We start from the raw sequence: 19,409 nt of genomic DNA, 5'->3' as shown, positions 1-19,409 counted from the left end.
CCACCACGGCCGGCTTCAGCAGTACAGGATAAACCGTAGAATGCCCCCCTGCTCCCGAGGACGTTCCGCCATGCCTGACAACAGCGACTATTTCGACTTCGAGGAAGACGCCCACGATTTCGACGAGGACGATTTCGAGGCGCGGGTCTGGAACCTACTCGTGCTGATCAACCCGGGCGACGAAGAGCTGGCCCTGCAGCAGTTCAACCGCTGGCGCGAGCATCTGTCCGAGGACGGCCAGCCGCTGGAGGCCGACAGCGATTGGCTGCCGGCCCTGTTCACGGCCATCGCCTGGCAGTCGGGCTTCGAGGTCGAGCGTGATGATTTCGATTCGCTGCAGTCGGCGGTGAACGAGCTGTCGGCGCGCTTCAACCTGCAGCTGGACTGGGGTGGCGACCTGGACGACGAGGATTTCGCCGCGGACCTGGATGGGGTGCAGCTGATGAGCACCGCCTTCGACCGCCTGCGCGAGCACAACTACACGCTGTGGAGCGTGGATGCCGGCAACGACGGCTTCAGTGGCTGGATGGCGCTGACCCGCGATGACGACGCCCTGCTGGCGCTGTGCTCGCTGCTGAACGTGGAAGTGCGCCTGGGCAGCGACCCGTTCTGAGATTCACCGGGAGCGCCGGGCCATGCCCGGCGGCTTCCCGCCGCGCTGCGCGCTCGCTGGGCGCGGCCCGGCGCTACCTGTACCAGCCTAGGGCCGGTACTGCGCCCTGGCGTTGGCGATTACTGCCTTCACCTGCGCCCGGTCCACATGCCGGGAAATGGCGACCGCACCCAGCGCGAGTGCCTGCGCACGCAGCTCGGCGGTGACATCGTAATGCGCCCCGCTCGCCTTGTTCTGGAAGGCCCGTGGAGGAATGCCGAGCTGCGCCGCCATCGCGTGCAGCTCGGCCAGGGTATCGGCCATCAGGTGCGCCCAGCGCTGACCGCGCCAGGGATGCACCGCGTCATCGACGTAGACCGACACCGCCGCCGCCGGATCAGGCCTGCGGCTTGCCGTCGGCGTCGGCGGCCGGAGTGGCCTCGGCGTCGGCAGCGCCTTCGGCGTCGGCAGTGACTGCAGCCGCTTCATCGGACGCTTCGCCTTCAGCGGCTGCATCTTCAGCCTGCTCGCTGGCGAACTCGGCCACCAGCTTGTCCAGGTACTCCTCGGCGGTCTGGCCCGCTTCTTCGGCCAGGGTGTCGAGCAGCTTCTGCATCAGCTCGGAATATTCCAGGGTGACCTTGCGGCCTTCGGCTTCCTGCACGTTGGACAGGTGCTTGAGCATGGCCAGCATCGGCACCGGGTTGTCGGCGTTGCCCATGGTCTGGCCGCCGATGGCCAGCAGCCACTCGCGGCCCTGCAGGCCGATGGCGGCCACGGCCTGGCCGTCTTCGTTGACCAGCACGGCATGGTTCTGCACCTGCTGCTGGGCGTTCAGACGGAGGAACGGACGCTTGGTCTGCTGCTTCTTGCGCTTGTCGCGCTTGGCCTTGGACAACTTGGACATGGGGGTGTGATCACCTGGAGTCGGAAAGACCGCCATTGTAGCGGCCGCGCGTAGGTGGGGTCAGATCCCTTTCCATGGGAAAGGGATCTGACCCCGGTTCAGCGCTGTGCGGACAAGGGTCCGCACCCACGGATTACTTTCCTGCCCCCTGCGCGGCCTGCACGTCCGGGTCCACGGTGGTTGCCGACAGGCCTACCTGCGGCCCGGCGCCGGCCAGCGCAGCTTTCTCGGCGGCCTTGGTCATCACCACGATGCTGATGCGGCGGTTGATCGGGTTCTGCGGATCGGCCTTGTCAAACAGCACCGACGAAGACAAGCCGACCACGCGGGTGATCTTGCTGTCTTCCAGGCCGCCATCGATCAGCGCGCGGCGCGCGGCATTGGCGCGGTCGGCGCTCAGTTCCCAGTTGCCGTAACCGCGTGCGGCCGAATAGGCGGTGATGTCGGTGTGGCCGGTCAGGCTGATCCGGTTCGGCACGTGGTTCAGGTACTCGGCCAGTTCGTGCAGGATCTGCTGCGTGTACGGCTTCAGGGTGGCGCTGCCGAGGTCGAACATCGGCCGGTTCTGCTTGTCCACGATCTGGATGCGCAGGCCTTCCGGGGTCAGGTCCAGCAGCAGCTGGTCCTTGAACGGTTCCAGCGCCTGGCTGCGGCTGATCGCTTCCTGCAGTTCCTTCATCAGCGCTTCCAGCTGCTGCTTGTCGCGCTGCTGCTCGTCCACCGGCTGCGGTATCGACTTCTGCTGGTTCTGGAAGGGATCGTTGCTGTTGCCACGCGAAACATCGGTGGCGCCGCCGAGCTTGATCATCGAGGTGCTGGCACCGCCCGGCCCGGCCATGCCCGGCGCCGGCGTCGCGCTGGAGCCGACCAGCGGGCTGGGGTTGCGGAAGTACTCGGAAATGGCTGCGCGCTCGGGCTTGCTGGTGCTGGCCATCAGCCACAGCACCAGGAAGAAGGCCATCATCGCGGTCACGAAGTCGGCATAGGCCACCTTCCACGAACCGCCATGGTGGGCGGCGTGGCCGGCCTTCTTGACCCGGCGGACGATGACGGTGGGCTTGGTCTCGGCCATGGCTTACTTGACCGTCTTCAGGTGCTGCTCGAAGTCGGAGAACGCCGGGCGCACGTTCGACGGCAGCGTCTTGCGGGCGAACTCCAGCGCGATCTTCGGGTTGTAGCCGCGCAGGCAGGCCAGCAGGGCGGTCTTCACCGACTCGTAGATGCGGCTGTCCTGCTCGGCACGGGCTTCCATCGCCGAGGCCATCGGGCCGACGAAGCCATAGCCCAGCAGGATGCCGAGGAAGGTGCCGACCAGCGCGCCGGCCACGTGGCCACCCACTTCGACGATGTCGCCGCCGATCGAGCCCATGGTGATGACGATGCCCAGCACTGCCGCCACGATGCCGAAACCGGGCAGGCCGTCGGCGACCTTGGTCAGCACCTGTGACGGCGCCATCGCTTCGGCGTGGTGCTTTTCCAGCTCCAGCTCCAGCAGCGGCTCCAGCTCATGCGGCTCGATGTTGCTGCCGATCATCAGGCGCAGGCAGTCGGTGATGAAGTCGATCAGGTGGTGGTCGGCCTGCACCTTCGGGTAGTTGCCGAACAGCGCGCTCTCGGCCGGGCGCTCGACGTGGTCTTCCAGCGCCATGAAGCCTTCACGGCGGGCCTTGTTGAGCAGTTCGTAGACCAGGCTGAGGACGTCGATGTAGTCCTGCTGCTTGTAGCGCGGGCCCTTGAACACGCCGACCATGGCCTGCAGCGTCTGCTTGACCGTCTTGGCCGGGGTGCCGACCAGGAACGCACCCAGCGCGGCACCGCCGATGATGACCAGTTCGTAGGGCTGCCACAGCGCCCCAAGGCGGCCGTGTGCGCCGAGGTAGCCGCCCAGCACGCTGATGATGACGACCAGGAATCCAACGATGATGAGCATGGCGCGACGCAAGGAGGGGGGATATCTCCTTGTCGGCCTGACACCGGTGTTTCTGAAGAGGGAATTCTGTGAAGTCGGTCAGCGGGGCATTGCGGCGCGTGTCAGCCCGCCACGCCGGCCTCCGCGCCGCCACGCTGCAGCGGATCGGGCCACGGCTCGCCGTTGCCGGTGAATGAAAGTGAGACCGAGTTCAGGCAGTGGCGCTCGTAGGTGGGCGGCGGACCGTCCGGGAACACGTGGCCCAGATGGCTGCCACAGCGGGCGCAGGTGATCTCGGTGCGGACCATGCCATGGCTGGTGTCGCGGATCTCGCGCACGTGCGACGGGTCGAACGGGGCGAAGAAACTGGGCCAGCCGGTGCCCGAATCGAACTTGGTGCTGGAGCGGAACAAGGGCAGGGCGCACAGGCGGCAGCAGTAGACGCCCTCGCGCTTGTTGTCGAGGAATACCCCGCAGAACGGCGCCTCGGTGCCGTGCTGCAGCAGCACGCGGCGCTCCTCGGCGCTGAGCCCGGCGACCAGGGCGTCGGTCTGCGTGGCGGTGGGGGGCGTCAGATCGAAAGCGCTCATGCCGGCTCTCCGTGGGGTTGTGGCCTGGGATGCCAGCAGACGTGGGGGTGTCGGCACACGCTTGCAAGTGTGATGGCCGTTCATGGCCGGCACACAGGGGCAGGCGCAGGGTAAGGGTGGCCCACCCTGGAGCGCGCGATGAAACCCCGCCTTGTCCTGTTGCTGTCGGCCCTGTTGCCTCTGCTTGCCCAGGCGCAGGTTCCCACCGGCAGTCCGACCGCCACCCGCAGCAGCGCGACGGTGGCACCGCCGCCTGTCGCCCCGCCACCACAAGCGGCGCGCCCGCAGCCGCAGGTGCTGCCCTCGCCGCAGCCGGCACAGCCGATCCGATCAACCGGCCCGGCCCAGGTGACCCCCACGCCCGCGCCGGCGCTGCCGGACAAGGTCTACGACCGCAACGGCCGCATCGTTCCCGGCGTCAAACCGGTCGGCCCCAACCGCGTGTTCGACTCGCGCACCGGCCGCTACTACGACAGCGTACCGACCGGCGACGGCCAGCAGATCAAGCGCTGACCCCAGCGCCCGCAACCAATCGCGCAACCCAAAGAGCGCGCAGCGACCCGCTGTCGCTCTTTTTTTTCTTTTTCTTTTCCGTGGCTGGCGCCCGCATGAACCTGTCCAAGGCCGGGCGGGTGGGCTGTGCAGGGGCGTAAGCGCCATGGGCCCGAGGCATGCCTCGGGCGGATTGGGCAGGACGCCCAACCCCGGTCTTGCCGTGTGCGCAGGACAGCGCACACGAGCAAGGCGCGCCCGAGCCTACAGGGGTGAGGGCGCTTTGCTTGCGAAGCACTGCTTCGCAAGCGCCCGAACGCACAGCCGCTAGCGGCTGGGCCGGTCTGGGGATTCACGGCGTCCCCTGCACAGCTCACCCGCCCGGCCTCACCCGCAATGCTGGAAGTATGCGCAGCCATGAGGGGCTCAGCCGTTGGCAGGAAACCCGCCACCCACATGAACGCCGGAAAACAGCCCCCGCCCTGCACACCCCGCATCACCCGTTTTTCGCCTGCGATTAACCGTGCCAGGACCACGGTGGACCTGCGCCGGCATCCCTGTCGTCGCGCTTCCCTCGTCCCCTTGGAATACGATCATGGCCAACCAGCAGAACCGTCATCCTGGCAAGGAACAGCAGGGCAAAACACCGCAGGAACAGCAGCGCCAGCAGCAACAGCAACAGCAGCCGAACGAGCAGCAGAAGAAGAATCCGCAACAGGGTTCCATGAAGAACCCGCAGCAGCGCTGATGCAGCCAGGGGCCAGAGCCCGCGTTGCGGGGTCTGGTCCCGCTGCCGCCAGTCGGTTCAATCCGGAATCGGCAGCGCCCAGGTCTCCTTGACCTCTTCCATCACGATGTAGCTCTTCGACTCACGCACATGTGGCAGGGTCAGCAGGGTGCTGCCGAGCAGCTTGCGATAGGACGCCATCTCGCTGATCCGTGCCTTCAGCAGGTAATCGAAATCGCCCGACACCAGATGGCATTCCAGCACGTTGGGCAGCTTCAGCGCCGAACGCCGGAACTCCTCGAAGATGTCGCCGGACTTGTAGGCCAGGCTGATCTCCACGAACACCAGCAGGCTCGCTTTCAGCGCACTGGGGTCCAGGTGCGCGTGGTAGCCGGTGATCACCGCTTCGCGCTCCAGCCGGCGCACACGCTCGGTGCACGGGGTGGTCGACAGGCCGACCCGTTCGCCCAGCTCGGTGAAGGAAATGCGGCCTTCGGCCTGCAGGATGCGCAGGATCTTGCGGTCGATCTTGTCCAGCTCGCGGGGACGGGTGGCCATGGGCGTCAAGCTCGGGGAATGAATCACAGGGAAATATCCTGACTGCATTGCTGAAATCAGGCAAATCATCTGGATACGGAAGAATATACTTCCCCGATTATGGCCCCTGCGCACGCAAATGCAGGGAATGATCGGGTTGGAGAATTCCCATGCGAGTCCTAGTCCTCGGCAGCGGCGTGATCGGCACCACCAGTGCCTGGTACCTGCGACAGGCCGGGTTTGAAGTCACGGTCGTCGACCGCCAGCCCGGTCCCGCGCTGGAAACCAGCTTCGCCAATGCCGGCCAGCTGTCCTTCGGCTACACCTCGCCGTGGGCTGCCCCGGGCGTGCCGAAGAAGGCGATCGGCTGGCTGTTCGAAAAGCACGCACCGCTGGCGATCAAGCCGGGCATGGACCTGGCCCAGTACCGCTGGCTGTGGCAGATGCTGCGCAACTGCACCCACGAGCGCTACGCGATCAACAAGGCGCGCATGGTGCGCATGTCCGAGTACAGCCGCGACTGCCTGAACGAGCTGCGTGCGCAGATCGGCATCGATTTCGAAGGGCGCGACCTGGGCACCACCCAGCTGTTCCGCACCCAGCAGCAGCTGGATGCATCGGCGCAGGACATCGAGATCCTGGCCCAGTACGGTGTGCCGTACGAAGTGCTGGATCGCGCCGGCATCATCAAGGCCGAGCCTGCGCTGGCCCACGTCGATGGCCTGGTGGGTGCGCTGCGCCTGCCGCGCGACCAGACCGGCGATTGCCAGCTGTTCACCCGCCGTTTGGCGCAGATGGCGGCCGAAGCGGGGGTCGAGTTCCGTTACGACCAGGACATCACCGGCGTGGAATTCGACGGTGACCGCATCACCGGCGTGCGCATCGGCGGCAAGCTGGAAACCGCGGACCGCTTCGTGGTCGCACTGGGCAGCTATTCGCCGGGACTGGTCGCGCCGCTGGGCATGCGCCTGCCGGTGTATCCGCTGAAGGGCTATTCGCTGACCCTGCCGATCACCGACCCGGCGATGGCGCCCACCTCGACCATCCTCGATGAGAGCTACAAGGTGGCGGTGACCCGCTTCGACAACCGCATCCGCGTCGGTGGCATGGCCGAGGTGGCCGGTTTCGACCTGTCGCTGTCGCCGCGCCGCCGCGAGACGCTGGAGCTGGTGGTGCGCGACCTGTACCCGAAGGGCGGTGACCTGGCCAAGGCCGAGTTCTGGACCGGCCTGCGCCCGGCCACGCCGGACGGCACGCCGGTGATCGGCGCCACGCCGTTCCGCAACCTGTTCCTCAACACCGGCCACGGCACGCTGGGTTGGACCATGGCCTGCGGCTCGGGCCGCTACCTGGCCGACCTGATGAGCGCGCGCCAGCCGCAGATCAGCACCGAAGGCCTGGATATCTTCCGCTACGGCCAGTATCGCCACGCCCCGCAACATGAGAACCGCACATGCGTCCTGCCCGCGCGCTGATCGACCTGGGCGCACTGCGCAGCAACTATCGCCTGGCCCGTGAACTGGGCGGTGGCAAGGCGCTGGCGATCCTCAAGGCCGATGCCTATGGCCACGGTGCGGTGCGCTGTGCGCAGGCACTGGAAGGCGAGGCCGACGGCTTTGGCGTGGCCACCATCGAAGAAGCGCTGGAACTGCGCCAGGCCGGCATCCGTGCGCCGATCCTGCTGCTGGAAGGCATCTTCGAGCCCAGCGAAATGGCGCTGGTGGCCGAGCATGACCTGTGGTTCTCGGTCGGTTCGCCGTGGCAGCTGGAAGCGCTGGTCGCGTTCGACAGCCCGCGGCCGCTGACGGTGTGGCTGAAGCTGGACAGCGGCATGCACCGGCTGGGCCTGGACGTTCCCGGATTCCGCGCCGCGCACGCGCGTTTGTCTGCACTGCCGCAGGTGGCGCGCATCGTGATGATGACCCACCTGGCACGCGCTGATGAACTGGACAGCGAGCGTACCCGTGAGCAGGCCGCGACCTTCGTCGAGGCCATCGATGGTCTTGAAGGCGAGACCAGCATCTGCAACTCGCCGGCGCTGCTGGGCTGGCCGGACGTGCGCAGTGACTGGGTGCGCCCGGGCCTGATGCTGTACGGCGCCAATCCGCTGCCGGACAACAGTGAACTCACCGCGCGCCTGCGCCCGGTGATGACGATGCAGTCCAAGGTGTTCGCCGAGCGCTGGATCGAAGCCGGCGAGCCGGTCGGCTACGGTGCGCGCTTCGTGGCCAAGGCGCGCACACGCGTGGGCGTGGTCGCACTGGGCTATGCCGATGGTTATCCGCAGTTCGCCCCCAATGGCACGCCGGTGCTGATCGATGGCCAACCCGGTGGGCTGATCGGCCGCGTGTCGATGGACATGCTGACCGTGGACCTGACCGCGCATGCGCAGGCCGGTGTTGGCAGCGTGGTGGAACTGTGGGGTACGGCGCCGACGCTGTCCGAGCTGGCGCCGCGCTGCGGTGTCAGTGCCTACCAGCTGCCGTGCGGCGTCAAGCGCGTGGCACGCATCTACCAGGACTGACCGGCTCTGGTAGCTGCCGACCTTGGTCGGCGCTGTAGCTGCGTGTCGACCAAGGTCGACACCTACCGGATCGGATCAGCGCTGCGCACGGCTCTGGTAGCTGCCGACCTTGGTCGGCGCTGTGGCTGCGTGTCGACCAAGGTCGACACCTACCGGATCGGATCAGCGCTGCGCACGGCTCTGGTAGCTGCCGACCTTGGTCGGCGCTGTGAATGCGTGTCGACCAAGGTCGACACCTACCGGATCGGATCAAACCCTGGTCGGCGCTGTGGCTGCGTGTCGACCAAGGTCGACACCTACCGGATCGGATCAGACCCTGGTCGGCGCAGTGGCTGCGTGTCGACCAAGGTCGACACCTACCGGGCAGCGGTAACGCGTGAGGTCAGCTGGCGCTTCACCCAGTCATCGATCAGGCGCTTTTCATAGCGCAGCGGATCGGTATCGCTCTTCAGGCCGATGTTGTGCAGGTAGCCGCTGTCGCTCAGGCGGGCGTCGCCTTCATCGATGATGCGCCCGCTGGCGTCCTTCAGCGTGTATTGCAGGGTGATCCGCGGCGGGTAGATGTCGCGCATGATCCGGATGTCGCGGCCACGCGGGCCGTGCCAGGGCTCGTAGTCGCCTGCGCGCTTGACGTCCACCAGGGTCACCTCCAGCGTCTGCCCGGCCTGCAGGGGCTTGGCGGCGCTGGTCTGCACGTAGCGTGCCAGCTGCTGCACCCAGTCCCCGCGTTCGGCCTCGAAGCGGTTGGTGCTCTGGCGGATCTCGGTGAATTGCGCCGGATCATTCCATTGCACGCTGACCGGGCCATCGGCCTGTAGTGCGCGCGGCGCATCGGGCGCGGTCACCGTCCGCGGCGCGGCGGCCACGCTGCCCACGGCAAGCATGCCGGCCAGCAGCAGGGCGGTTGAAAGCGAACCTTTCATGGCAGTCTCCTGCGTCCCCGAAGCGGGGAGGATGATGATCTCGGATCGAGTGTGATCCCGCCGCGGGGCCGCAGCAATGGCCAGTAGCGTCAAATGCGTCAACAGTTGCCGCCAATTCATGGTCGTCAACCCTGACTGACGGCGCTTGACGCTGTGAATACGCACTCTGGAAGATGCTGTACCTCCATCCGGTCTTTTCCTCCCACGCCCTTGTCCACACTGCCGCCCCTCGTGGAGCGCTCACCCTTGATGGTGCCGACGCCCGAAACCGACCTGCACCATGGCGTGCTTGAGCGCATCCACGCAGGTTTCTGTGTGATCCAGGTGCTGTTCGATGGCGACGAGGCGATCGACTACCGCTTCCTCGAGGTCAACGATGCCTTCGAGCGCCACACCGGCCTGAAGGATGCCTGTGGCAAGCGCATGAGCACGCTGGAGCCACACCACGAAGGCGACTGGTTCCGGATCTACGGCGAAGTGGCGCGGACCGGGCGGCCGGCCCAGTTCGAGATGGATGCCCGTGCCCTCGGGCGCGCGTTCGCCGTGGATGCCGTTCGGGTTGGCCAGCCGGGCGAGGACAAGGTCGGCATCCTGTTCTTCGACGTGACCGCGCGCAAGCAGATGGAAGTGGAACTGGGCGAGAGCGAGGCCCGTTTCAGTGCGTTGGCCGATGGCCTGCCGATGCCGGTGTGGGTGCTGGACGAGCGCGGCCACGCCCGCTTCGTCAACAGTGCCTTCAGCGAGTTCTTCGGCGGCGACGAGAACCGGGTTCCGGAAGATGTCTGGCGCGGCCTGGTGCATCCCGACGATGCGTCGGTATTTGAATACGAACTGCAGGAAGCACTGAAGGCGCAGCGTTCGATGCATGCGTTGGTGCGTGCCCGTCGTGCCGATGGGCAGTGGCGCTGGCTGGAAATGAACGCACGTCCGCGCTTTTCGCGGATGGGCCGCTTCATCGGCCTGGCCGGCAGCAGCCCGGATGTCACCGAGCGCCGCGAGATCGAACTGGCGCGCGAGGAACTGCTGCAGTCCGAGCGTGCCGCGCGCAGTGCGGCCGAAAACATGGCGCGGCTGAAGGATGAGTTCCTGGCCACGCTGTCGCACGAGCTGCGCACGCCGCTGACCACGATCCTGGGCTGGAGTGAACTGCTGCTGCAGCGCGTCGATTCCACCAGCCCGCTGTACAAGGGCCTGGGCGTGATCGCCAACAGCGCGACCGCGCAGAAGCGGTTGATCTCGGACATGCTCGACCTCAGCAGCATGCTGCTGGGCAAGGTGCAGCTGGAAGTGGAAGTGCTGGACCTGCGCGACCAGTTGAACGAAGCGATGGGCGCACAGGAGCTGGTGGCCGAGGGCAAAGCGCTGGACGTCACCCTGCAGTTGCCGGCACAGCCCTGCCAGGTGCTGGGCGATGCCACCCGGCTGCAGCAGGTGTTCTGGAACCTGTTGTCCAACGCGATCAAGTTCACCCCGGCCGAAGGCCGCATCGACGTGCAGCTGCAGGCCGATGGCAACTATTGGACGATCACCGTGCGCGATACCGGCGACGGCATCGCGCCGGAGTTCCTGAACCATCTGTTCAGCCGCTTCCGCCAGGCCGACGGCACCACCACCCGCCGCCATGGCGGTCTGGGCCTGGGCCTGGCCATCGTGCAGCAGCTGGTCGAGCTGCACGGCGGTTCGGTCAGCGCGGCCAGCGATGGCCACGGTCACGGCTCCACCTTCACCGTGCGCCTGCCGCAGCATCTGCCCGATGCCGAACGGCGTCCGCTGCGTGAGGTCGTCAGCGGTCCGATCCTGGAACCGATGGTGGTCGAGCCGTACCCGCTGCGCGGCCTGCATGTGCTGGCGGTGGAAGACCAGCCAGAAGTGCTGGAGTACCTGCGGCGCATGCTGGAAGAGCAGGGCGCCAGCGTGTCCGCCGCCAGTTCGGCGGGCGAGGCGCTGGCGCTGCTGGCCGACAATGGCCACCTGCAGTACCAGGTGCTGCTGACCGACATCGGCATGCCGGGCATGGATGGCTATGGCCTGGTAAGCACGTTGCGGCAGGACCTGGGCGTAGACGCGGCAGCGCTGCCGGCGGTGGCGGTGACTGCGCTGGCGCGTGCCGATGACCGTCGCCGTGCGTTGGCCTCGGGCTTCCAGGAGCATGTGGCCAAGCCGTATTCGGTGGCCCAGCTGGTGGGTGTGGTGCGGCGCGTGCAGGCCACGCGCGGGGACAACCTGCTGCACTGAGCATTCACGGACGATCGGCGACCCTGCAGTTCAGGAGGTCGCCGATGTCCCGTATTGCTCCCCGTATCCATACTGATTCCGCGCAGATCGCGCGCCTGGAAGCCCTGTTGCCGCAGTTGCAGGGGGAAACCGAGGTGCAGCTGACCCTGCATGATGGCCGACGCCTGCTGGGCACGGTTGCGGTGCAGCCGACGCTGCAGCAGTACCGCAACGACGCCGGCGACGAAGGCAGCAATGGCCAGCTGCGGCTGGACGATCTTGATGCGCCGGTGCAGCAGCATCACGTGTGGCTGGATGAAATCGCCAGCATCCGCAGGTTGCCGCCGAGGCTTTGACGGCAACTGCAGATGGCTGCATCCACGCATGGCGTGGATCTACTGTAGAGCCACGCCATGCGTGGCTGCGATGGTCAACGTTCGAACAGGCGTAGAGCCACGCCATGCGTGGCTGCGATGATCATTCGAACAGTAGAGCCACGCCACGCGTGGCTGCGATGATCATTCGAACAGTAGAGCCACGCCATGCGTGGCTGCGATGGTCAATGTTCGAACAGCGTTGCCGTCGCTTCGAACCTGCGCGCATACGCGCGCTCCTCGGCTACCCGGGTCACTTCATCGTCTGCCAGATCCGGCGCGCCATAGACGGCGTAGGCCACGCTGCCATCGGCGCCGTGGCCAACCTGGTGCAGGCGGTAGCGGGAATGGCCGCCGCCGGTGTCCTCCGGGTAATGCACGGGGGGATGGCTGCCTTCCAGGTCCATTTCACTGTTGTCGACGACACCTCCGACGAACAAGGCACGCATGCAGGATCTCCAGGGGTTGCGGGGGAGCTTCTACCCTGAACGCTGGCATGTTGCTGCGGCATCAAGGCAACGTTGAAGTTTCGCAAAGCGGTGGCCGGGGCCGGGCCGGGCCGGACAAGCCGGTACAATGGACGGCCCTCACGCTTCCAGTACCCGCGCCGATGGCATCCAGCGACGACGCCCCCCTGCAGACCCTGTTCCTGCCGTTCTCCAGCGGCGCCCTGCGCTGGCCGGAGGGTCCGGTGGCCTTCCTGCGCGCCCGTGACGGCTGGTCACTGCGCGAGCAGGCCGGCGGCCGCGAGGTCGACTGCGAGCAGAGCTTCGCCCCGTTCGCGCAGCCGCTGCAGCAGGCCGCTGGCTGGACCGTCAGCGGGCAGCTGGATGATGTTGCCGGCCGCGGCCGTTACCCGCTGGTGCTGGTGCTGCCGCCGCGCCAGCGCGAGGAAGCCCGCGCGCTGTTCGCCCGCGCCCTGGCGCTGGTCGCCGAGGGTGGCCGCATTGTGGCCTGCCAGCACAACAACGAAGGTGCCCGCTCCGGCGAAGGCGACCTCAAGCAGCTGGCCGGCCTCGGCGGCAGCCTGACCAAGAACCACTGCCGCGTGTTCTGGACCGCTCCGCTGCAGGGCCAGCACGATGTGGACGTAGCCAAGCGCTGGGGCGCGCTGGACGCGGTGCGGCCGATCGTCGGCGGCCGTTTCCTCAGCCGTCCGGGCGTGTTCGCCTGGGACCGCATCGACCCGGCGTCGGCCCTGCTGGCCGAGCATCTGCCGGCCGACCTGGCCGGGCGTGCAGCTGACCTCGGTGCCGGTTACGGCTACCTGTCGCGTGAACTGCTGGAGCGCTGCCCGAAGATCACCGCGCTGGACCTGTACGAGGCCGAGAAGCGCGCGCTGGACCTGGCCGAACTCAATCTGGCGCCGCCACCGCGCCCCGTGCCGCTGCGCTTCCTGTGGCGCGACGTCACCGCCGGTATCGAGCCGGACTACGACGTCATCATCAGCAACCCGCCGTTCCACACGCCCTCGCGTGCGGATCGCCCGGACATCGGCCAGCGCTTCATCGCCGTGGCCGCGCAGGCGCTGCGCCCGGGTGGGCGCCTGTACGTGGTGGCCAACCGCCACCTGCCCTACGAGTACACGCTCAACGAGAGCTTCGGCGCGGTGCGCGTGGTTGCCGAGCGCGATGGCTTCAAGCTGGTCGAAGCGGTGAAGGGCAAGGGGAAGGGCCGGTGAAGCTGGTCAAGCACATCGCCAACCTCGGCTACGGCAGCCGCAAGCAGGTGCAGTGGATGTTCCGCGAAGGCCGCGTTACCGACGCCGACGGCGACGTGCTGTACGCCGACGACCAGGTGCCGCATGAAGCGGTGCGGGTCGACGGCGAGCCACTGGACCCGCCGGTGGGCCTGTCGCTGGCGATGTACAAGCCGGCCGGCTACACCTGTTCGACCAAGGACAAGGGCCGCCTGATCTACGACCTGCTGCCGCCGCGCTTCCGCGACCGCGACCCGGTGCTGTCCACCGTCGGCCGCCTCGACCGCGAGACCAGCGGCCTGCTGCTGCTGACCGACGACGGCAACCTGCTGCACCGGATCATCTCGCCGAAGTCGAAGCTGCCCAAGGTCTACGAAGTGGAGCTGGCCGAAGACCTGCGTGGTGACGAGGTGGCGCTGTTTGCCAGCGGCACGCTGATGCTGGAAGCGGAGAAGACGCCCCTGCTGCCGGCTGAACTGCAGGTGCTCGGGCCGCGCAAGGCGCGCCTGGTACTGCACGAAGGCCGCTACCATCAGGTACGCCGCATGTTCGCTGCCGCAGGCAACCATGTGCAGGCACTGCATCGCAGCCGTGTTGGTGGCCTGGACCTGCAGGGACTGGCCGAAGGGCAATGGCGGCTGCTGACCTCCACCGATCTGGATACGTTGTTCGCTCCATGACCTCCATCGCTGCGCTGCCGTTCCTGCCCGACGCCGTCATCTTCGACATGGACGGCCTGATGATCGACAGCGAGCGTGTGTCGCTTGCATGCTGGAGCGAGGCGGCGGAGGAATTCGGCCTGCCCCTGGATGCCAGCTTCTTCGTGCGCATGGTCGGCCTTGGTGACCGCGACAGCCAGGCGCTGCTGCGCCAGCAGGGTATCGAAGACAGCATGATCGAGGCCATGGCCGCGCGTTGCCATGATCTGTACGAGGAGCGCACGCAGACCGGGCTGCCGCTGCGGCCGGGCATCCTGGAACTGCTGGAGCTGCTGAAGGCGCACGCGGTGCCGCGCGCGGTGGCGACCACTACGCGGCAGCCGCGGGCCAACCGCAAGCTGGCTGCAGCCGGGCTGCTGCCATACTTCGATGCGGTGATCACCAGTGGCGATGTGGCGCGGCCGAAGCCGGCGCCGGACATCTACCTGCTGGCCGCGCAGCGGCTGGGACAGGCGCCGGAACGTTGCCTGGCGCTGGAGGATTCGCCGGCGGGAACCCGTGCCGCGCTGGCCGCCGGCATGACCGTGATCCAGGTACCGGACCTGGTGCATCCCGATGAAGAACTGCGCGCGCTCGGCCACCGCATCGTCGGCTCGCTGGTGGACGCGCACGCCTTGCTGCTGCCGCTGCTGCCGAGGTAACTGTGGGGGATGGTGGGTGATGGTGGGTGCCGACTGTTGGTCGGCACGCTTCACCGCTCTCGCCGGGCATGGCCGGCGCTACCGCTCTGGCAGGTGCCAACCTTGAATCCGGTGGTGCCACCTTGAACCCGGTGGGTGCCGACCGTTGGTCGGCACGCTTCACCGCTCTCGCCGGGCATGGCCCGGCGCTACCGCCCTGGCAGGTGCCAACCTTGAACCCGGTGGTGCCACCTTGAACCCGGTGGTGCCACCTTGAAGCTGGTGGGTGCCGACCGTTGGTCGGCACGCTTCACCGTTCTCGCCGGGCATGGTCCGGCGCTACCGCTCTGGTAGGTGCCAACCTTGGTTGGCACGCTTTCAGATCACACTCTGCCGAACACCAGCGCCGCGTTGGTGCCACCGAAGCCGAAGCTGTTGGACATCACCGTATCCAGCTTCTGCTCGCGGCTTTCGCGCAGGATCGGGAAGCCTTCCACCCTCGGGTCCAGCTCGCCGATGTTGGCCGAGCCGGCCACGAAGCCGTCGCGCATCATCAGCAGGCAGTAGATCGCTTCATGCACGCTGGCGGCGCCCAGCGAATGGCCCGACAGCGCCTTGGTCGAGGACAGCGGCGGAATCGCATCGCCGAACACCTCGCGGATCGCACCCAGCTCGGTCACATCGCCCAGCGGGGTCGAGGTGCCGTGGGTGTTGAGGTAATCCAGTGGACGGTCGACGTTCTGCAGCGCCATCTTCATGCAGCGCACGGCGCCTTCGCCGGACGGCGCGACCATGTCGGCGCCATCGGAGGTCACGCCATAGCCGATCAGCTCGGCATGGATGTGCGCGCCACGTGCCACCGCGTGGTCGTAGTCCTCCAGCACCAGCATGCCGCCACCGCCGGCGATGACGAAGCCATCGCGGTCCTTGTCATACGGGCGCGAGGCGCTGGCGGGGGTGTCGTTGAAGCTGGTGGACAGTGCGCCCATCGCATCGAACATCACGCTCATCGACCAGTGCAGGTCTTCACCGCCGCCGGCGAACATGATGTCCTGCGCGCCGTGGCGGATGAGGTCGGCAGCCGCACCGATGCAGTGCGCCGAGGTCGCGCAGGCGGCCGACAGCGAGTAGCTGACGCCCTTGATCTGGAATGCGGTGGCCAGGCAGGCCGACACGGTCGAGCACATCGTGCGCGGCACCATGTACGGACCCACCTTGCGCACGCCACGGCTGCGCAGCAGATCCACCGCACCCACCTGCCATTCGCTGGAGCCACCGCCGGAACCGGCGATCAGGCCGGTGCGCAGGCCGCTGACCTGTTCCGGGGTCAGGCCCGCATCGGTGATGGCATCGGCCATCGCCAGGTAGGCGAAGGCAGCGGCATCGCTCATGAAGCGCTTCTGCTTGCGGTCGATCAGCGCATCCAGGTCGAGGTCGACGCGACCGCCGACCTGGCTGCGCAGGCCGGCTTCGGCGTGGTCGGCCAGCGCGGTGATGCCGGCGCGGCTTTCACGCAGGGCGGCCGAAACGGTATCCAGATCATTGCCGAGGCAGGACGTGATGCCCATGCCGGTGATGACGACGCGACGCATCAGAAGCTCCCGGTTTCGGTGAACAGGCCCACGCGCAGGTCGCGGGCGTTGTAGATCTCGCGGTCGTCCACGTACATGCGTGCGTCGGACTGGGCCATCACCAGCTTGCGGTTGATGACGCGGCTGATGTCGATCTCGTAGCGCACCAGCTTGGCATCAGGCAGCACCTGGCCGGTGAACTTCACTTCGCCGCAGCCCAGGGCGCGGCCCTTGCCGGGGGCACCCAGCCAGGTCAGGAAGAAGCCAGTCAGCTGCCACATGGCATCCAGGCCCAGGCAGCCGGGCATCACCGGGTCGCCGATGAAGTGGCAGCCGAAGAACCACAGGTCCGGGCGGATATCCAGTTCGGCGCGTACCATGCCCTTGCCATGCGGTCCGCCGTCCTCGCGGATTTCGGTGATGCGGTCGAACATCAGCATCGGGTCGTTGGGCAACCGGCCGGCGGCAGCGCCGAACAGTTCACCGCGTGCGCTGGCCAGCAGCTGGTCGCGGTTGAACGCGTGGAGACGAGTCATGGAAAGCGCAATCCTGGAAGCGAAAACAAGGCAACGAATTCCCGAGGATGCACGACGGATCAGGCGGATATCAAACCGCGTCTCCGTACGCGTGCGTAGTGTTTTCAGCTGAAACCACGCATCCCGTTGATGCACAACGACCATACTTCGGCGTCTGGACCGGTACGGTGCGGGTATCATGTGGGCCAACCATGAACGCACTGCGCAAGATCATCCACGTCGACATGGACGCCTTCTACGCGTCGGTGGAGCAGCGTGACGATCCGTCACTGCGCGGCAAGCCGGTGGTGGTGGCATGGCGCGGTGCGCGTTCAGTGGTGTGTGCCGCTTCGTACGAGGCGCGCGTGTTCGGCGTGCGTTCGGCGATGCCGGCGCTGCGCGCCGAACGCCTGTGCCCGGACGCGATCTTCGTGCCGCCGGACTTCGCGCGTTACAAGGCGGTATCGCGCCACGTGCGCGAGATCTTCCTGCGCCATACCGACCTGGTCGAGCCGCTGTCCTTGGACGAGGCCTACCTGGACGTGACCGAGCCGAAGAGTGGCATCGAACTGGCCACCGACATCGCCCGCACCATCCGCGCGCAGATCCGCGAGGAAACCAACCTGACCGCTTCAGCCGGGATCGCGCCGAACAAGTTCCTGGCCAAGATCGCCTCGGACTGGCGCAAGCCCGACGGCCAGTTCGTGATTCCGCCGCAGCGGGTGGACGCATTCCTGCTGCCGCTGCCGGTGAACCGCGTGCCCGGCGTGGGCAAGGTGATGGAAGGCAAGCTGGCGGCGCGCGGCATCGTCACCTGCGGCGACCTGCGGCAATGGACGCTGCCGGACCTGGAAGACGCCTTCGGCAGCTTCGGCCGCAGCCTGTACAACCGCGCACGCGGTGTCGACGAGCGGCCGGTGGAGCCTGACCAGCAGGTGCAGTCGATCTCTTCGGAGGATACCTTCGCCGAGGACCTGCTGCTGGAAGACCTGAGCGAGGCGATCGTGCAGCTGGCCGGGAAGACCTGGCAGGCCACGCGCAAGACCGAACGCATCGGCCACACCGTGGTGCTGAAACTGAAGACCGCGCAGTTCCGCATCCTCACCCGCAGCTTCACCCCGGAACGCCCGCCCGAGTCGATGGAAGAACTGCGCGACATCGCACTGGCCCTGCGCGCCCGCGTCGACCTGCCCGCCGACACCCGCTATCGGCTGGTCGGCGTCGGCCTCGGCGGTTTCCGCGAAAAGGAAGCCGTGGTGCAGGGCGAACTGTTCGAGCACACAACGAACGATTCCCCACGGACCTGATACATGTGTCGACCAAGGTCGACACCTACCAACAGCCGCGTGCCGACCAACGGTCAGCACCCACCCCGCCTACCCACGGAATGCCTGCTGTTGCTTTGGCTTTGAGGTTGCCGGCCAGCGGCCGGCACTACCGTTTCTGCGGGTGCAGGGCGCAGCCCTGCAAAAGAACCCCCTACCTTACGGCCACTGCATCTCGCCCTTGGCCACCTTCGCACTCAACTCCAGCGACGCCACACCCGCCAGCTGCGGATAGCGCGCCTGCATCGCCTTCACCAACGCAGCGCTGTCCTTGGCCTTGGCGGTTTCAACATCGAAGGCACGGATGTAATCCGCGGTGAAGCGCAACGCACTGGCATCCAGTACCGCACCCTCCGCGTAATGGCCGGGCACCACCACCTTCGGCTTCAGCGCCTGCAGCTGCTGCAGCGTGCGCAGCCAATCGGCATGCGACTGCGGCGTCTGCGTATCGGCCATCCACACGTGCTCGCCGGCCACCACCGGAATGCCACCGACGATCGCGCGCAGCGATGGCACCCACAGCACGCTGCGGTCCGGCGTCGGGCCATCCAGGCCGATCAACGGCAGGCGCTGGCCTTCCAGCTGCAGTGCATCGCCTTCCAGCACCGCGGGCACCACGATGCGTGCGGGAGCGTCGGCGCCCATCTTCGGCCCCCAGTACGCCAGCTTGCCGGCCTGGGACTCACGGATGTGCGCCACGGTCTGCGCGGTGGCGACGATGCGCGCCTGCGGGAACGCATCCTGCACGGTGGCCAGGCCGAAGTAATAGTCCGGATCGCCATGGCTGATGTAGATGGTGGTCAGCCGCTTGCCGCTGGCACGGATCTGCTCGACCAGCCGGCGTGCATCGCCGGCAGCAAACTGCGCGTTGACCAGGATCGCGTCGTTGCGCCCTTCGATCAGCACCGAGGACACCGAGAACATTGCCTGCGGTCCGGGATGGAAGGTCTGCAGGCGCAGCTGGGATTTGGCAGCGCTGGCGGGTGCAGGCGCGGCCGGTGCGGCCAGCAGCGGGGCGCTGGTGAAGCTGGCAGCCAGCGCGAGAGGAAGCAGCAGGGCAGCAGTACGCATGGGAGGTGTCCTTGGAGTGTCGAGCCGAGCGTTGGCTATGCCGGGCGTCCTTGCCCGGCCCCCTACGGGCCGTCGCAAGCGACGTTGGCAACGGCTCCTG

At 67.1% G+C, this 19,409-nt stretch carries 22 protein-coding genes; 11 read left to right on the top strand and 11 right to left on the bottom strand.

The window, feature by feature from the left end; genetic code table 11:
• Window positions 1-70 precede the first annotated feature (70 nt).
• A complete protein-coding gene (locus J2X70_RS14435) occupies window positions 71-613 on the top strand; it encodes a hypothetical protein (RefSeq protein ID WP_025878402.1) in 543 nt (180 codons plus the stop codon).
• An 87-nt stretch (window positions 614-700) separates the two neighbouring features.
• On the opposite strand, the gene J2X70_RS14430 is transcribed toward J2X70_RS14435, so the two are convergent.
• The 5 genes from J2X70_RS14430 to msrB all read right to left on the bottom strand — a co-directional run bounded on the left by J2X70_RS14430 (window position 701) and on the right by msrB (window position 3,998).
• Window positions 701-976: a DUF4031 domain-containing protein gene (locus J2X70_RS14430; protein ID WP_059065859.1), complete on the bottom strand. Its 276-nt coding sequence runs from the start codon at window positions 974-976 to the stop codon at window positions 701-703.
• 13 nt (window positions 977-989) lie between these two features.
• Window positions 990-1,499 carry a hypothetical protein gene (locus J2X70_RS14425; protein WP_140228534.1) on the bottom strand — a complete coding sequence of 170 codons (510 nt, stop codon included), beginning with the start codon at window positions 1,497-1,499 and terminating at the stop codon, window positions 990-992.
• Window positions 1,500-1,632: 133 nt separating this feature from the next.
• Entirely contained in the window at window positions 1,633-2,571 is a 939-nt protein-coding gene (motB, locus tag J2X70_RS14420; RefSeq protein WP_309910916.1) for a flagellar motor protein MotB, read from the bottom strand.
• Window positions 2,572-2,574: 3 nt separating this feature from the next.
• Window positions 2,575-3,429 (bottom strand): flagellar motor stator protein MotA, encoded by an 855-nt coding sequence (gene motA / locus J2X70_RS14415; RefSeq protein WP_012509934.1) that lies wholly within the window; start codon window positions 3,427-3,429, stop codon window positions 2,575-2,577.
• Between the two features lie 101 nt (window positions 3,430-3,530).
• Entirely contained in the window at window positions 3,531-3,998 is a 468-nt protein-coding gene (gene msrB / locus J2X70_RS14410) for a peptide-methionine (R)-S-oxide reductase MsrB (protein WP_025878406.1), read from the bottom strand.
• Window positions 3,999-4,136: 138 nt separating this feature from the next.
• Here msrB and J2X70_RS14405 point away from each other — a divergent pair, with 138 nt between their 5' ends.
• On the top strand, window positions 4,137-4,511 hold the full coding sequence (locus J2X70_RS14405) for a classical arabinogalactan protein 4 (protein ID WP_309910913.1): 375 nt from the start codon (window positions 4,137-4,139) through the stop codon (window positions 4,509-4,511).
• A gap of 574 nt (window positions 4,512-5,085) precedes the next feature.
• The gene (locus J2X70_RS14400) at window positions 5,086-5,238 is read left to right on the top strand and encodes a hypothetical protein (RefSeq protein WP_025878408.1); all 153 of its coding nucleotides are present in this window, start codon (window positions 5,086-5,088) and stop codon (window positions 5,236-5,238) included.
• Window positions 5,239-5,295: 57 nt separating this feature from the next.
• Here the strand turns inward: J2X70_RS14400 and J2X70_RS14395 are convergent, their stop codons facing one another.
• Entirely contained in the window at window positions 5,296-5,775 is a 480-nt protein-coding gene (locus J2X70_RS14395; protein WP_025878409.1) for an AsnC family transcriptional regulator, read from the bottom strand.
• Between the two features lie 149 nt (window positions 5,776-5,924).
• Here J2X70_RS14395 and J2X70_RS14390 point away from each other — a divergent pair, with 149 nt between their 5' ends.
• On the top strand, window positions 5,925-7,229 hold the full coding sequence (locus tag J2X70_RS14390) for a D-amino acid dehydrogenase (protein ID WP_025878410.1): 1,305 nt from the start codon (window positions 5,925-5,927) through the stop codon (window positions 7,227-7,229).
• Entirely contained in the window at window positions 7,208-8,278 is a 1,071-nt protein-coding gene (alr, locus tag J2X70_RS14385) for an alanine racemase (protein WP_099782682.1), read from the top strand. The genes J2X70_RS14390 and alr overlap by 22 nt, the downstream gene beginning before the upstream one ends.
• A gap of 356 nt (window positions 8,279-8,634) precedes the next feature.
• Here the strand turns inward: alr and J2X70_RS14380 are convergent, their stop codons facing one another.
• Complete coding sequence (locus J2X70_RS14380) at window positions 8,635-9,201, bottom strand: DUF3016 domain-containing protein (protein WP_088101647.1); 567 nt, start codon at window positions 9,199-9,201, stop codon at window positions 8,635-8,637.
• Window positions 9,202-9,450: 249 nt separating this feature from the next.
• Here J2X70_RS14380 and J2X70_RS14375 point away from each other — a divergent pair, with 249 nt between their 5' ends.
• Window positions 9,451-11,436 carry an ATP-binding protein gene (locus J2X70_RS14375; protein WP_309910909.1) on the top strand — a complete coding sequence of 662 codons (1,986 nt, stop codon included), beginning with the start codon at window positions 9,451-9,453 and terminating at the stop codon, window positions 11,434-11,436.
• Between the two features lie 44 nt (window positions 11,437-11,480).
• A complete protein-coding gene (locus J2X70_RS14370) occupies window positions 11,481-11,771 on the top strand; it encodes a DUF3247 family protein (protein ID WP_025878414.1) in 291 nt (96 codons plus the stop codon).
• Between the two features lie 203 nt (window positions 11,772-11,974).
• Here J2X70_RS14370 and J2X70_RS14365 read toward each other — a convergent pair whose 3' ends face one another.
• Window positions 11,975-12,238: a hypothetical protein gene (locus J2X70_RS14365; protein WP_025878415.1), complete on the bottom strand. Its 264-nt coding sequence runs from the start codon at window positions 12,236-12,238 to the stop codon at window positions 11,975-11,977.
• 161 nt (window positions 12,239-12,399) lie between these two features.
• Between J2X70_RS14365 and J2X70_RS14360 the strand changes: the two genes are divergently transcribed.
• From J2X70_RS14360 to J2X70_RS14350, 3 genes are read left to right on the top strand one after another with little or no spacing between them, the layout of a single operon-like run.
• Window positions 12,400-13,470: a class I SAM-dependent methyltransferase gene (locus tag J2X70_RS14360; protein ID WP_309910905.1), complete on the top strand. Its 1,071-nt coding sequence runs from the start codon at window positions 12,400-12,402 to the stop codon at window positions 13,468-13,470.
• Window positions 13,467-14,168, top strand: a complete 702-nt coding sequence (locus tag J2X70_RS14355) for a 16S rRNA pseudouridine(516) synthase (protein WP_154879256.1) — start codon at window positions 13,467-13,469, stop codon at window positions 14,166-14,168. The genes J2X70_RS14360 and J2X70_RS14355 overlap by 4 nt, the downstream gene beginning before the upstream one ends.
• Window positions 14,165-14,848, top strand: coding sequence for an HAD family phosphatase (locus J2X70_RS14350; RefSeq protein ID WP_032976401.1), 684 nt, complete (start codon window positions 14,165-14,167; stop codon window positions 14,846-14,848). The genes J2X70_RS14355 and J2X70_RS14350 overlap by 4 nt, the downstream gene beginning before the upstream one ends.
• Before the next feature lie 362 nt (window positions 14,849-15,210).
• Here J2X70_RS14350 and fabB read toward each other — a convergent pair whose 3' ends face one another.
• Window positions 15,211-16,419 carry a beta-ketoacyl-ACP synthase I gene (gene fabB / locus J2X70_RS14345; RefSeq protein WP_025878419.1) on the bottom strand — a complete coding sequence of 403 codons (1,209 nt, stop codon included), beginning with the start codon at window positions 16,417-16,419 and terminating at the stop codon, window positions 15,211-15,213.
• A complete protein-coding gene (gene fabA / locus J2X70_RS14340; protein ID WP_025878420.1) occupies window positions 16,419-16,934 on the bottom strand; it encodes a 3-hydroxyacyl-[acyl-carrier-protein] dehydratase FabA in 516 nt (171 codons plus the stop codon). The genes fabB and fabA overlap by 1 nt, the downstream gene beginning before the upstream one ends.
• 191 nt (window positions 16,935-17,125) lie before the next feature.
• Here fabA and dinB point away from each other — a divergent pair, with 191 nt between their 5' ends.
• Complete coding sequence (gene dinB, locus J2X70_RS14335) at window positions 17,126-18,220, top strand: DNA polymerase IV (RefSeq protein ID WP_309910900.1); 1,095 nt, start codon at window positions 17,126-17,128, stop codon at window positions 18,218-18,220.
• 177 nt (window positions 18,221-18,397) lie between these two features.
• Here the strand turns inward: dinB and J2X70_RS14330 are convergent, their stop codons facing one another.
• A complete protein-coding gene (locus J2X70_RS14330; protein WP_033830260.1) occupies window positions 18,398-19,309 on the bottom strand; it encodes an MBL fold metallo-hydrolase in 912 nt (303 codons plus the stop codon).
• Window positions 19,310-19,409 lie beyond the last annotated feature (100 nt).

The organism is Stenotrophomonas sp. 1337, assembly GCF_031455455.1.
GTDB lineage: Bacteria > Pseudomonadota > Gammaproteobacteria > Xanthomonadales > Xanthomonadaceae > Stenotrophomonas > Stenotrophomonas indicatrix.
Note: the sequence above shows the minus strand (reverse complement) of the source record. Positions and strands in the feature narration are given on the sequence as shown.

Excerpts from the sequence above, each read along its gene's own strand:
- motA (WP_012509934.1), bottom strand. The coding sequence starts at position 3,429 with ATGCTCATCATCGTTGGATTCCTGGTCGTCATCATCAGCGTGCTGGGC.
- J2X70_RS14435 (WP_025878402.1), top strand. The coding sequence starts at position 71 with ATGCCTGACAACAGCGACTATTTCGACTTCGAGGAAGACGCCCACGAT.
- dinB (WP_309910900.1), top strand. The coding sequence starts at position 17,126 with ATGAACGCACTGCGCAAGATCATCCACGTCGACATGGACGCCTTCTAC.
- J2X70_RS14425 (WP_140228534.1), bottom strand. The coding sequence starts at position 1,499 with ATGTCCAAGTTGTCCAAGGCCAAGCGCGACAAGCGCAAGAAGCAGCAG.
- J2X70_RS14390 (WP_025878410.1), top strand. The coding sequence starts at position 5,925 with ATGCGAGTCCTAGTCCTCGGCAGCGGCGTGATCGGCACCACCAGTGCC.
- J2X70_RS14365 (WP_025878415.1), bottom strand. The coding sequence starts at position 12,238 with ATGCGTGCCTTGTTCGTCGGAGGTGTCGTCGACAACAGTGAAATGGAC.
- alr (WP_099782682.1), top strand. The coding sequence starts at position 7,208 with ATGCGTCCTGCCCGCGCGCTGATCGACCTGGGCGCACTGCGCAGCAAC.
- J2X70_RS14330 (WP_033830260.1), bottom strand. The coding sequence starts at position 19,309 with ATGCGTACTGCTGCCCTGCTGCTTCCTCTCGCGCTGGCTGCCAGCTTC.
- J2X70_RS14400 (WP_025878408.1), top strand. The coding sequence starts at position 5,086 with ATGGCCAACCAGCAGAACCGTCATCCTGGCAAGGAACAGCAGGGCAAA.
- J2X70_RS14395 (WP_025878409.1), bottom strand. The coding sequence starts at position 5,775 with ATGGCCACCCGTCCCCGCGAGCTGGACAAGATCGACCGCAAGATCCTG.
- msrB (WP_025878406.1), bottom strand. The coding sequence starts at position 3,998 with ATGAGCGCTTTCGATCTGACGCCCCCCACCGCCACGCAGACCGACGCC.
- J2X70_RS14350 (WP_032976401.1), top strand. The coding sequence starts at position 14,165 with ATGACCTCCATCGCTGCGCTGCCGTTCCTGCCCGACGCCGTCATCTTC.
- fabA (WP_025878420.1), bottom strand. The coding sequence starts at position 16,934 with ATGACTCGTCTCCACGCGTTCAACCGCGACCAGCTGCTGGCCAGCGCA.
- J2X70_RS14375 (WP_309910909.1), top strand. The coding sequence starts at position 9,451 with ATGGTGCCGACGCCCGAAACCGACCTGCACCATGGCGTGCTTGAGCGC.
- J2X70_RS14360 (WP_309910905.1), top strand. The coding sequence starts at position 12,400 with ATGGCATCCAGCGACGACGCCCCCCTGCAGACCCTGTTCCTGCCGTTC.
- J2X70_RS14380 (WP_088101647.1), bottom strand. The coding sequence starts at position 9,201 with ATGAAAGGTTCGCTTTCAACCGCCCTGCTGCTGGCCGGCATGCTTGCC.
- J2X70_RS14405 (WP_309910913.1), top strand. The coding sequence starts at position 4,137 with ATGAAACCCCGCCTTGTCCTGTTGCTGTCGGCCCTGTTGCCTCTGCTT.
- motB (WP_309910916.1), bottom strand. The coding sequence starts at position 2,571 with ATGGCCGAGACCAAGCCCACCGTCATCGTCCGCCGGGTCAAGAAGGCC.
- fabB (WP_025878419.1), bottom strand. The coding sequence starts at position 16,419 with ATGCGTCGCGTCGTCATCACCGGCATGGGCATCACGTCCTGCCTCGGC.
- J2X70_RS14370 (WP_025878414.1), top strand. The coding sequence starts at position 11,481 with ATGTCCCGTATTGCTCCCCGTATCCATACTGATTCCGCGCAGATCGCG.